A 12,487-nucleotide genomic window follows, 5' to 3' on the forward strand; every position below is an offset into this window, starting at 1 on the left:
ACAGCCAGTGGCGTTGCTACTGCAGTAAGTTGTAATGGAGGCAGCGACGCATCAATTGATTTAGCTGTTGTTGGCGGAACTGCATCTTATACTTATCTATGGAGTAACGGTGCTACCACCGAAGATCTATCAGGTCTAACGGCCGGTACTTATGATGTTACGGTAACCGATGCCAATGGTTGTACAGCAACTGCTTCGTTTGTCATTGAGGTTATAGATAGCTCTTCTCCTTTGGCATTAACCAGGGACATCTCAGTAAATCTTGATGCAAATGGTTCGGCTTTAATCACAGCAGGTGATATTGACAATGGTTCGTATGATAACTGTAGTATAGCTTCACTTGAAATTGATCAAACAGAATTTTCTTGTTCTACTTTGGGAGAAAATACGGTAACACTAACAGTAACGGATACGAATGGTAATGTAAGCACAGCTACTGCAGTTGTAACCGTAACTGGTTGTGCACAGCAGGGGATTACTTTTGAGGATGAATCTTTTACTTACGATGGGACGGTTCATGCTCTTGCAGTAAATAACCTGCCTACAGATGCAACGGTACGTTATACCAATAATGAGAAAATAGACGCTGGTGTCTATACTGTGGAGGCTGTGGTAACCAGACCCTACTATCTTGACTTAATACTAACGGCTAGCCTTAGCATTCAACAAGCTTCACAAATCATCAGTTTTGATGAACTTCCTATGGTAAGCCTTGAAACGGATCCTGATTTTCAGCTTCAAGTTACGGCTTCATCCGGGTTACCGGTAAGTTATAGCTACACGTATAGTTCAACTGTACCGGCAGCAATGGTTAGTGAATCTGGTTTTGTAAGCCTGGTACAATCGGGTACCATTACCATAACTGCTACTCAGGCCGGCAATGAAAACTACCAGCCCGCAACTCCCGTATCTCAGGAGTTTATTGTAACCAGTGCAGATGCATCCATCACACGCCTGACTATTGGAGACTCTGAATACCTCAATCCCGATGCAATAATTACCTATGTCATTGATTGTGGTGAAGACGTGCAGACGCTCTACGTCACTTACGAGACGGAGGCCAATGCAACCGGCAATATGCCGAAGACCTTCAGTGTACCGGTACCTCAGCCGGGTATCTACCGCACCACGCTGGTAGTTTCCTCGCAAGATGGGATGGTGAGCAGAACTTATACCATCGAGATTCACAAACGTTTCTTATTTGGAGAGATCGTGGTGCAAAAGTTCAACAATACCCTGGTGGTCAATAACAATTCGCAGACTAATGGCGGCTATCGCTTTACCGGCTACCAATGGTATAAAAACGGAAGACTAATAGGCAACGAGCAGTATTTTTCAGAAGGAGATTTATCAACAGATATGCTTGATCCGTTTGCGAGCTACCGCGTGGAGCTAATCACTGCAGGAGGGGATGTGCTGAGCACCTGTGCTTTTAACATTGAATTGCAGGCTAGTGGCAAGATACACCTGGCCCCAAACCCGGTACGGGCCACTTCCTCGGCAACCTTGTTTGCTGAATTTGATAGGGAAGAGCTTAAAGATATGAAAATATCCATCCATAGCCTTCAGGGCACCCTTGTTGACACTTTTTACACCAGTGGCTCTAGCACAACTGTGCAGATGCCAGCGGGTATTCAAGCAGGAGTTTACGTATTGGTCTGTGAGACCAAGAAACAAACCCAAACCATTCAATTTATTGTTAACTAAATCAACCTCTACAGATGAAGTTTTTCATAACTAGAATTATACAAATGAATAGATTAAAAGGAGTACTCTTTGTTTTAGGACTGGGATCCCTTCCGTTGCAGGGGCAGCAAAACAATGAGGTGCTGGTAAACATAAACGGGCCTGTTTCCATATTGGAATATGAAGGGGTAGATAACAGCGCAGCGCTGGATGATGGGATTGGTTTTGGCTTGGAATACGGGTATTACCTTTCACCGAAATGGAGTTTAAGGACTGGCTTTGCATTGCAAACCTATCGAGGTAATGCAAAGCTTGATAGAATCAACGCGGCTTATGTAACTCAGGATTCAGAAGCGGAAGTTTTTGAGTTCCGCTACCAGTTTACTAATTATCGGGAAACCCAGAAGGCGAGATACATTCAAATCCCGATTTTGGGGCAATACGAGACTTCCGGTACCAATCGGTTTTTTGTTTTGGCAGGGGTAAAGTTAGGTATTGTTGTTGACAGCCAATACAAATCAAGAGCTACAGGTCTGACTACTTCGGGTTATTATGAGCAATACGATGTTTTGCTAGAGGCGCCACGTTTTGCTGGGTTTGGAGACTTTGGCAGCTACAGTTGGGAAGCAGACGAGCTTGATCTTAAAACCAATGTGATTCTGAGTTTAGAAACCGGGCTGAAATTACCGATCAGCACGGGGAGTCTGGTGTATTTAAGCGTGTATGTAGATTACGGACTCACCAATGTATTTGAAGATACCAAATCAAACCGCTTGCTGGAGTACAAAGCGGAGCCTGAAGTAAATTTTACAGGCAATAGTGTGCTGACCACTCAGGTCGGAAATGTAGACGAGATTAAAACTCTTTCCCTTGGGTTTAAACTCAAATACGGTTTTTCCTTCTAATTAAGCAATACTATTAATTAATCAAAAGCCTTCTTAAAAACGAGGAGGCTTTTAATTATGAAAATAATTTATTATTTATATTTTTATTTGAAAAGGAAACTGTCGATTATACTCTTAAATGGTGATAGGAATGTTCAATTCACTCACTCAATTTCTCTTCATTTAGCAAAAGACTCCTCCCGAAATTTCGAGATTGGAAATCCATTAAAAGAACGGCGTGGGATCCTCTTAAGATTACTCAATCACATATCGCTGATCTGGCATATGTAAGCGTGAACACGTTGTACAAAACTGAGCGAGATTAAGCGAATCCAAATTTAGATTCTTTAGAAAAATACATTGATATACTTGGTTTAGAGCTTAATCTTAAACTCAAACAAATTAAGTTATGAGAATGTCAAGAGCTTTCTTTAAAATAGAAAAAGCTGAATTAATTGAACAAAGATCCAATCGAAGTTTTGAATTTATCTATTTAGAAAACTGGCTCAATACTAAGGATAAAATTGCAATCAGTTTAATGCTGCCAAAATCGAAGCAGGTCTATCAATCTCTCTATTTATTCCCCTTCTTTAACAATGTGTTGCCTAAAGGTATTAATAAACACGGGATCTGTAAAAAAATGTATAATGATAAGATGATTATTTTGGGTTGTTGCCCAACAATGCATTAGGGAACTCTTGCCGAAGGCTAAGACTCTTATAGCTGGAACTGTCTAAAACGCATGTTTACTATTTGGAAAGCGACACTCATCACTCCTTACGATTCCCCAAATGGTAAATATGACGAAAATCAAATCTTTAGAATTAATCAAAAGCGTATTTCCATATCGGGTGTTCATGAGAAGTTTTCAGTTCTTTTAAAAAAGAATAAGTTGCGACTTATTAAAGAAGGGGAGCAGGGAAATTATATTTTAATGCCATTCCCAATGCTGCTAAACGCAGTGATCAAATGCCGGCTAACGAACACCTCAAGATGTAAATAGCACAGCAGGTGTATCAAATTGAAACTGCAGAGAACGCTTTGATATTTTTAAAAACGGGGGAGCAGGCCTATTATTGAAATTTCTTTTATCAATGAACTGCCCAAATGTACTACCTACAAGCCTATTAAATGCGATTTAAGCGTTTGAGCCCGGAACGTTAGATACAGTTAACTCCGTAACGTGAGAAAACCCTTAAAAAATTAACTCTTCGATTTAAACCCCAAACCTTTCCCATCATTTTTTCTTTCGAAAAGGCCTTCACTAAAGACAGGTTTTTTTGAAAGAAAAAATTAATTCTATTTTTGAATCAGTGCAGCAAGAGGTAAGCTATAGCAAATGCTAGTGAAAGAAAAAGAATTAGAATTAGAACTAGTACAATAAGCCAATTGGGAATCGTCCGGGAATGCTTAATAATTTTCAATATTTCTTCTCGGTTTTCCTGTTGAGCAGTTTGATCAACTTCCAGTTTTCTAAAATGATCCGCAATCAGCTTTTCTATCTGGGTGCTATCTGCTTTTATTGACGTATCCTTTAGGCTTTTTTCAATCTTTTCTAGACGGTTGACTTCTTCCTTAAAGCTGTGTAGCTCTTCCACGAGCAGTTCTGATAGGATTTCTAATTTAGTCATATTCCAATTCCTTTATTGATTACTAGTTTGATTACTCTTTTAGCAATTGCTTTAACCAGACTTGGTGCTATAGGAATACTTTTTCCACCAATTAGAACATTTTTTTGACGAACTATTGATTTCAATAAATTGCTTGCTGACATCGATCGGTGCACTTCGCTTCCTTTCAAACTTTGCCCGTTATATTCAAATCGAAAACCCTGAAGTCCTTTTGATTTATTAATAACCGGGATTACTGTAATCTGTTTTTCCTGCATTCGGTTGATGTATGTTTGTAAATCTTTAGCTCCTTCCTTGCCAATAGTTTGCTCGTGTGCCTTCTGTAGTTCACTTCGGATGCTCCCGAGCGCTAGATTCTTTTCATACTGAACATCTTTTACCGTTTGAATTCCCAGTTCCCTTGCAGTTCGCTCTGCTGCCAATTGACTTTGTTTGCCAATAAAACTATCCTTATACGCTTTTCCATTTAGATCAATACGATTAACATATAGATGCACGTGGGTATGCTCTTTATCGCGATGCACATACCCCACTGCCTGTTGGTCTTGTAATTTCATGTGTTGAATAAAGGTTTTAGTGAGTTTGCCTAAATCCTCATTATTCATATTTGCTCCGTCTTTAACTGTTGGGCTTAGAATAAAACTCAAGGTATTGCGCTCACAGTTTTGATTCAGGTGTTGTACCGCTTCAAACTCTCTGGTGATTTCTTCTGCAGTATCTCCAATGATTAGGTAACTGTATACCAGCTCCGCTTCTTTATCTGGATTATTACCGTATCTCAAGGCTCCGAGTGTACTAGATATGGAACTTCCTTTGCCTATCATGGGATGATGCTTTTAAGATGTTTCTTGATTTCTTCAGCCACCAGAACTACTTCCTCACTGAGCTTTGGATTCCCTTTTTTATACATATTTCCAATACGTTTAAAGTTGTTGTGATACTTCACCAGCATTTTATAGGTCTTGATATGATCTTCATTCATCCGCTCTATGATCTGTTGTTCCATTAGGCTATTTCGGCAAAAAGCACTAAGGCTTTTACCTGCAGCTTTTGCTTTTACCTGCAGCAGTTTTTTCTCATATACGCTGCATCTGAATTTGATAAGTGCTCGTTTCATCGTTTGTATTTTTTCTTTGCAACCATCGGGAGCAAAGCAAGATTGTGGCCACAGCTACACATCTTGCCCTGCTCTCCAGAAATCAGTTTTATTTCCTTTTCATCAGCCAGACATTCAGGTCTTTTTCAGCAGAATAGAACTCAGATTTATCAATGCATTTTGGCGTTGAATTCAAGAAGAAAGCTGTGGTTTTTCTTCCGGCCTCATCCCGATCCAAATAGAGCTCTATCGTTTTATAATTATCTAAAATGGGAAGTGCTTTGTCTGCAAAAGCAATGGAGTTTAAAATCAAAAAGTCAGCTTCTCGTTTTAAATTTGGATAGATTGTTATCAGTGATAATAGATCAAACATTCCTTCCAGAACCATCAAATTCTGGGATTCATTTTTGATCCAAGTCAGATCTTTTGGTGAGCTTGAAGATTTGAAATATTTGTTTCTAAGTTCCCATCCTTCAGAATTGTTTTTGAGTCCAATGGAAAAACAATATTTATTACCAATAGTATAATGAACCTCCCTGCAAAAGGTATTAGCTATAGTCAGGCTGATTTTTCGTTTAGTCAAATACTGTAATAAAGCTGGATGTTGAATGAATTTTACATCTTTGATTTCAATTCCAGATTCCTTTAAATTAGAACGTTGCTGTTTTGAAAGATCGTAATTCACTGTTTTAAGTTGAGCTAAAATTTCTAGAGCCTGACTCACCGATACTTTTGAAAGCTCACAAATGAGATCTATGATGTTCCCGCCAATCCCCAATCCGTGATCGTACCAGAAGTTTAGTTTTTTGGAAACTTTAAAGGATGCTTGGGTTTCTGACCGCAGGGGACTTAGAAACCAAGCTTCCTTTTCCGAATTGCGAGTGGGAAGGTGTCCTAAAAATTCCAGCGCCTTTTCGATGGGAATTTTTCGGGCATTTTCACACGATAGTTTTTCTTTTTTCATTTGTAAATAGTTTAAAAATCCCAAAACATCCTACCATCTTACCCATCCCAGTAAACACGGGGCTTAATGATATGGGTAAGTCCTTTTTTCATCCTACCCATCCTACCACACATTTGGGGTAAGATGGGTAGGATTGTGGTAAGATGACTTCTTAAGATCCTACCACAAATGAGCCTACTGTTTATAGGGTCTTAGAAGATTTGTGGTAGAATGGTAAGAGGATTTATTCTTTTTTCTTTCATCAGCCTAGTTCATCAGCCTAGTTCGTAAGGCGATTCTATAAACTTCCGCTTTGCTAAGTACCCGTAAATCCTGCGTTTCGTGTGTTTGATCTTCTGAAAACCAAAGCCTGAAAGGGCACGTCCCAGATTGATCTGACTAATGCGTATATTCAGACAATTCAGGCTCACCATAATGTCTGTGGCCGTTACAAAATCTTTTTCGTGGGTAGACTTTTCATAGTACTTGGCAATAAGTTCCTGCTCGGTGGTCATTTTGGTATACCGCTGGTTGCGCTCCTCATTTTCATTAACATCTTTTACGGTGAGCTCCGAATTGAAATTGGGATCTTTATAGGCTAAGTGATAAGCCTGACTCCAGACCTCTCGAATAGCTACTTCTTTCTTATAATCAAAATCGATTGCTCCCATCAGTTCAAAACACAACCAACGCACAGAACCTGTTTCATCATTTAAAAAGGAAGACATATTGGTCGAACCCATAAAGGAGCAAATTCTGGGTAGTATGGTATTCTTGCGGTCATAGGGCAAACGCTCGTTGATAAAGGTCTTTGAGAAAAAAGCTTTAAGCGCATTCACATCATTCTTCGAAAGTACAGCCAGCTCATCGAGATTATAAAGAAAATTTCGGCACAATTGAATACGCGCATCTTTATCGCTATTGATGTCTTCGGCCATATATTCGGCTAATTCCGGTGGGCAGAGATATCGGCACCAGGTTGATTTACCTGAGCTTTGGCCGCTATGACTGATAATTAGAGCCTGCTTATTGAAATACGCAGGCTCCAAGGCACATTTGATAGCTCTAACCAGCCATTTCTTGAAATGATAAACGAATACTTCGTGTTCATAAAGCGGCACAAATGAAGCGAGCTTCTCGATGTGATCTTTGCCATCCCAAGCCTCCAGAGATTCAAAATATTCTTTTATCGGATTATAGGAATCAATCAGCTCCGATTTGATCAGAATTTCCAATTTAGAAGTACTGATATCTATCCCGGCTTTGGTTAGTTCAATGATTAGTGAATTTAGATTTAGATAGCTCCATTGCTTTTTCTGTTTCAAAGAGATTTGAAAATCGTGCGAGATTTCATTGTAAAGAATGTCGTACTTCTCAAAAAGGTACTCAATGGTGTAATCGTAAACCGTCTTTTTCTTAGGATCTGCTACTTGATAGAGTTTGTGATTTTCATAGCTATGGTTTATAGGTCTATGAATTTCTTTCCTCTTTTGATTTATGCGCAGCAGACTCCTTAAAATCTGAATCTGAGAACTTCTTGTTCTGCATTAACCAGTGTTCAAGCTCTTCCCGTTCAAAGTAAATAAGCTTTCCACTCGGTTTACTGTGGGGAATCATTCCTGTTGAAGTTAATTTGTAAAGATAGCTACGGGATATACCTGTATAATCACAAGCTTCTTCAAGAGTAAGTACCTTCTTATTGGCTAATAAAAGCGATTCAATTCGCTCAAGCCTTTCGTCTAATTTAATTGTGTTCATCGTATTCGATTTGAAAGTGAATAGTGAACAAAGCGCTTTGTTTGTTTTATTAGAATTCCTGAAATAAAAGTAGAAATAGGAATAGAGGAATAGGAGATTTTTAATAAATAGTTATTCACAAATAACTGAAAACCAATAATTTGTAATGAAATACGTTTAAATGGTTTCAGAATTTATTGAATTGAATTTGTGGATCATTCAAGTAACTCTAATTAACATCAGATAAAATTGGCGAAATAGGTCAAAACTTGAGTTATTAACACGTTGAGTGATATCTGTTTTCATATTTAAGGCTAAAAAACACTTATTCTTTTAATATTGGAGCTTGCTTTTTAAGAAGATCCATATCTGCTCCAATTTTCGAATCCAGTACTTTAGCATAAAGTTGTGTGGTCTTGATAGAGGTGTGGCCGAGCATTTTGCTTACTGTTTCCATGGGTACACCACGAGATAAAGTAACCGTTGTAGCAAAGGTATGGCGAGCCAGATGTGTGGTCAGCGTTTTGCTAATTCCGCAGACATCTGCTATTTCTTTCAAATACGCATTCGACTTTTGATTTGTGAGTACGGGTAATAATTTATTATCCTTCAATCTGCACGGGTGATCACTATACTTATTTAAAATCTGCTCGGCTGTTGGTAGAATGGGAATGCTACTTAACGTATTCGTTTTTTGTCTCTTAGTTTTAATCCATCGTTCTCCATTTAATCCGAGTATAATATCATCGGAGGAGAGTTTGTTTACATCTGCATACGCAAGGCCGGTAAAGCAGCAAAAAAGAAAAATATCTCGCACTTGTTCCAGGCGCACTATTGAGAACTCTTTTTGAGCTAGCGTATTTAGTTCTGTTGAAGTTAAAAACTCACGCTCTTTAGTTTTCCAGTTTGATTTCCAATGAAAGAAAGGATCCTTATCTATAAACTGATTAGCCAAAGCTATGCGCATAATTTTTTTGAAATTGACAATATATTTTGTTGCCGTATTGTGAGCGCAGTTCTTTTGAGATTTTAGATAATGTTCAAAACCAGATATAAACTGATAGTCAATTTCTCGTAATGCGATATCATTTTTCTTTTTAAGAAAAAGCAAGTAATTCTCTAAATGCGTACGGGCTGCTTTGTAACGTTGTAGGGTGCCATTTGAATATCCTTTGCCGATAAGACTCTCAATACGGTCATTATGCTCTTTAAATAGCTCTAGAAGCATTCTTTGCTCATCATCTTTACCTTGATAGATATCCCGGATAATCTGAGCGGAAACAGGCTTATCTTCTCGAATTAACCGGTCATAAATCTCATAGATTTTAGTTCGAACATCGTCTAAGTGTCGGTTCACCATTCGAGCTTCTGCACTAGTACCCGTCATCTTTCCTAGTTTGGGATCCCATTTTTCAGTTGCCTTATGTTGGGTTGAAAACTCGCTACGCTTTGAATCTACAGTGATTCGCGCGTAAATAGTAGCTGCCTTTAATGATTTCTTAGCTGAAGTTGGATAGAAAAGTATTGAAATAGAACTTGCCATCATTTTTGTCTTTTAAATGAGGGATTTAAAATACAAAAGTCCTAATTAAAAAGTGTTAAAGAAAACGTGTAAGTCCTTTTATTTTAACACTTTATACGGTTTCGCGGTGAGTCTTTTTTGAGTTTAAAAAGACTCACCGAATCACTCACCTTTTTGATGGAATTATTTGATATCAAACGACATTAAATAAAATGAAAAAGCCTGTAAATCATATGATTTACAGGCTTTTAGAGGAATTTGGAATAACTCCTAGCGGTCTGGACGGGACTCGAACCCGCGACCCCATGCGTGACAGGCATGTATTCTAACCAACTGAACTACCAGACCAAATATTTTAAGAACTTTTGAAGATTAGAAGTGGTGATCATTTCCTTTCTTGCGGGTGCAAATATACACCCATTTTTTAAGTGTGCAAACAAAAAATGAAAATTTTTTAAAATTCTATAAAAACTGTTTTCTTTCGACAAGAAAAGTACTCAAGATAGGAGCAAAACCTTGCTGTATATCAGCAGCGACATATTTTATTTTATACTGTGCGCATCGCAGTTTAATAGTCTCAAAATAAGCATTTACCGCCGTGGAGTATTCTTTCTTTATATTGTCTGAGTATACATCAATGTGCTTTCCGGTCTCCACATCTTTAAAGCGTTTTGGCGAATTGTTAAAATTGAAATTTAATTCTGTAGCACTATCAAACGTGTGAAAAAAGATCACTTCATGCTTATTATACTTCAAATGCTGCAAAGCTTCAAATGTTCTATCCTGCTCCATTTCATTTTGAAATAAATCACTGAATAGAAAAACCAGCGAGCGTCTTTTTAATTTTTCAGCTATAAAATGAAGATTGGCATACGTATCTGTGGCGCTAGCTTTATCTTTCGTAGAAAGAATTGTATTTAGTTGGTCGAGTAGCATATGATGGTGCCGTTCGCTTCCTTTTTCTGGCGCGTAGTATTCAAACTTTTCGGCATAAACACTTAATCCTACCGCATCTCTTTGTTTTTTCATTAACTGCATTATTACTGCAGCTGCTAATACTGAAAAAGCAATTTTATTGGGTTTATTTAATTCAGAATTACTTAATAGTGGATAATGCATACTACTGCTATTATCTAAAATTAAGTGGCAGCGTAAGTTTGTTTCTTCCTCGTAGCGCTTTGTATATAGCTTGTCTGTACGTGCATACAGTTTCCAATCTATATGTTTTGTGCTTTCTCCAGAGTTATAAACTTTATGTTCTGCAAATTCTGCTGAAAAACCGTGAAACGGACTCTTATGCATTCCACTAATGAACCCCTCAACTACCTGGCCTGCGAGAAGCTCCAGATTATTAAAACCCGAAATTGCATTAAGATGTGCCTGTAAATCCATTTTTTGAATATAAAAAAACCGGCAGTAAAATTAATTTATTGCCGGTTTTGAAGTTTTACTAGTTCTAGATGACACCATCTACAATCCCGTAGGCTACAGACTCATCTGCTCCCATCCAATGATCGCGATTAAAGTCTTTCATAACCTTGTCAAAGTCTTGACCACAATTATCTGCCAGTATTTTTGCGCTAAGCTCTTTAGTTTTTAAGATTTCTTGAGCGGTAATCTCGATATCACTAGCTTGACCGCGAGCACCACCACTAGGCTGGTGAATCATTACGCGAGCGTGCGGCTGTATAAAGCGACGACCTTTTTCGCCTACAGATAATAAGATACTACCCATACTTGCAGCAAGACCTGTGCAAATAGTAGACACCGGACTCTTTATAGATTTGATTGTATCATAAATCGCAAAACCAGAAGTTACATAACCACCCGGGCTATTGATGTAAAACTGTATTTCATCATGACTTATCGCATCAAGATATAAAAGACGGTCTACAACGTGTTTTGCACTTTTGTCATCTACCTGTCCCCAAAGAAAAACTTTACGTTCTTCCAATAATTTTGCATCTATAAGATCCTGTGGTTTTCCTTTTTTATTTTCCATTTTATAATTTTTGTTTCAATAGCTTCTTTAGAAAGAAGCATATAAATTTCGGAACAATTTTTTTAATCGCCCTAACAAGTATAAACAATATGTTCAAAATATGCTTATAAAAGAACAGGCTGCGGTAATTGAGCTACTTCTTGATTTCTATAAAATAAAAAGGTCTGACTTAATGCCAAACCTTTTTATTTTATATGAACGGGTAGTTTTAAGCTTCGCTTAATAAACCTTCTAAAGCTTCTGTGTAAGTAGCTTTAGGAGCAACTCCTACTTGGCGACCTACAACTTCACCATTTTTGAACATTAAAACAGTAGGTATATTACGCACACCATATTTTGCTGCAAATTCTTGATTAGCATCAACGTCGACTTTACCTACTACGGCTTTGCCTTCGTATTCTTTACTAATTTCCTCAATAACGGGACCTACCATTCTACAAGGTCCGCACCAAGCTGCCCAAAAATCTACAAGTACTGGTTTATCAGATTGTAATACAGCTTCGTCAAATGTTGCGTCAGTTATTTCTAGTGCCATTTTATTTTTATTTAGGTTATTAATGTAAAATTAGTCAATTATTTATCTAAAGCTTACAATCAACGAATTAGATTTGACTATGATTTAATCAGTAATATCGATTCGATAATTAAATTTCAGCTTAGGCGGAGATTAGATATTTGAGCGTGACTTCTAGTTTAATCCTTTTGACTAGATGTCTATTTATAGCAAAGATTACAGCGAATAGCCCAACCTGCCAGAGTAACGCCTAACTTATTAATGTGATTTCGTTTTAAATGCTTCAGAAAATATTTTGAGCGTTAGTGAGATAGGAGTAATGATATCTTTTAGGGCGTGACCACAAGGGTCGGGCTATGCATTGCAAGTCCGCGCTCGTTCCTCGCTGTGGGCTTTTCATTACTATCCCTCACGCGGTATTCTCGCTTCTTTATTCGGATTAGTTTTAGCGCTTCAGGTTATTTTATAGGTA

The 12,487-nt window shown here is 38.0% G+C and carries 14 protein-coding genes and 1 tRNA gene; 4 read left to right on the top strand and 11 right to left on the bottom strand.

What is annotated here, in order from left to right; genetic code table 11:
* The 4 genes from DSM00_RS11115 to DSM00_RS11130 form a co-directional block, all read left to right on the top strand.
* A partial coding sequence (locus tag DSM00_RS11115; protein ID WP_128758099.1) for a T9SS type A sorting domain-containing protein occupies nucleotides 1–1,707 on the top strand: 1,707 nt, incomplete at its 5' end.
* A gap of 44 nt (nucleotides 1,708–1,751) precedes the next feature.
* Nucleotides 1,752–2,591: an outer membrane beta-barrel protein gene (locus tag DSM00_RS11120; protein ID WP_164916325.1), complete on the top strand. Its 840-nt coding sequence runs from the start codon at nucleotides 1,752–1,754 to the stop codon at nucleotides 2,589–2,591.
* A 394-nt stretch (nucleotides 2,592–2,985) separates the two neighbouring features.
* Complete coding sequence (locus DSM00_RS15775) at nucleotides 2,986–3,261, top strand: HipA N-terminal domain-containing protein (RefSeq protein WP_394365802.1); 276 nt, start codon at nucleotides 2,986–2,988, stop codon at nucleotides 3,259–3,261.
* Nucleotides 3,262–3,312: 51 nt separating this feature from the next.
* Nucleotides 3,313–3,573 carry a hypothetical protein gene (locus DSM00_RS11130; RefSeq protein ID WP_206633803.1) on the top strand — a complete coding sequence of 87 codons (261 nt, stop codon included), beginning with the start codon at nucleotides 3,313–3,315 and terminating at the stop codon, nucleotides 3,571–3,573.
* 307 nt (nucleotides 3,574–3,880) lie between these two features.
* On the opposite strand, the gene DSM00_RS11135 is transcribed toward DSM00_RS11130, so the two are convergent.
* From DSM00_RS11135 to trxA, 11 genes are all read right to left on the bottom strand, one after another.
* A complete protein-coding gene (locus DSM00_RS11135; protein WP_028376708.1) occupies nucleotides 3,881–4,201 on the bottom strand; it encodes a DUF6730 family protein in 321 nt (106 codons plus the stop codon).
* Nucleotides 4,198–5,025, bottom strand: coding sequence for a relaxase/mobilization nuclease domain-containing protein (locus DSM00_RS11140; RefSeq protein ID WP_128758101.1), 828 nt, complete (start codon nucleotides 5,023–5,025; stop codon nucleotides 4,198–4,200). The genes DSM00_RS11135 and DSM00_RS11140 overlap by 4 nt, the downstream gene beginning before the upstream one ends.
* Nucleotides 5,022–5,318: a mobilization protein MbpA gene (mbpA, locus tag DSM00_RS11145; protein ID WP_128758102.1), complete on the bottom strand. Its 297-nt coding sequence runs from the start codon at nucleotides 5,316–5,318 to the stop codon at nucleotides 5,022–5,024. Before mbpA ends, DSM00_RS11140 begins: the two co-directional genes overlap by 4 nt.
* An 88-nt stretch (nucleotides 5,319–5,406) precedes the next feature.
* Nucleotides 5,407–6,261: a toprim domain-containing protein gene (locus DSM00_RS11150; protein ID WP_128758103.1), complete on the bottom strand. Its 855-nt coding sequence runs from the start codon at nucleotides 6,259–6,261 to the stop codon at nucleotides 5,407–5,409.
* 254 nt (nucleotides 6,262–6,515) lie between these two features.
* Nucleotides 6,516–7,565, bottom strand: a complete 1,050-nt coding sequence (locus DSM00_RS11155; protein WP_317127839.1) for a VapE domain-containing protein — start codon at nucleotides 7,563–7,565, stop codon at nucleotides 6,516–6,518.
* A gap of 145 nt (nucleotides 7,566–7,710) precedes the next feature.
* Entirely contained in the window at nucleotides 7,711–7,998 is a 288-nt protein-coding gene (locus DSM00_RS11160) for a helix-turn-helix transcriptional regulator (RefSeq protein ID WP_128758105.1), read from the bottom strand.
* A 304-nt stretch (nucleotides 7,999–8,302) separates the two neighbouring features.
* Nucleotides 8,303–9,523, bottom strand: a complete 1,221-nt coding sequence (locus DSM00_RS11165; protein WP_317127840.1) for a site-specific integrase — start codon at nucleotides 9,521–9,523, stop codon at nucleotides 8,303–8,305.
* Between the two features lie 250 nt (nucleotides 9,524–9,773).
* A tRNA-Asp gene (locus tag DSM00_RS11170) sits at nucleotides 9,774–9,847 on the bottom strand.
* Between the two features lie 114 nt (nucleotides 9,848–9,961).
* Entirely contained in the window at nucleotides 9,962–10,891 is a 930-nt protein-coding gene (locus tag DSM00_RS11175) for a DUF58 domain-containing protein (RefSeq protein WP_128758106.1), read from the bottom strand.
* Nucleotides 10,892–10,955: 64 nt separating this feature from the next.
* Nucleotides 10,956–11,501: a ClpP family protease gene (locus tag DSM00_RS11180; protein ID WP_128758107.1), complete on the bottom strand. Its 546-nt coding sequence runs from the start codon at nucleotides 11,499–11,501 to the stop codon at nucleotides 10,956–10,958.
* Between the two features lie 208 nt (nucleotides 11,502–11,709).
* Entirely contained in the window at nucleotides 11,710–12,060 is a 351-nt protein-coding gene (trxA, locus tag DSM00_RS11185) for a thioredoxin (RefSeq protein ID WP_371457763.1), read from the bottom strand.
* Nucleotides 12,061–12,487 lie beyond the last annotated feature (427 nt).

Origin of the sequence: Leeuwenhoekiella aequorea (assembly GCF_004104375.1) — a bacterium.
Taxonomy (GTDB): Bacteria; Bacteroidota; Bacteroidia; order Flavobacteriales; family Flavobacteriaceae; genus Leeuwenhoekiella; species Leeuwenhoekiella aequorea.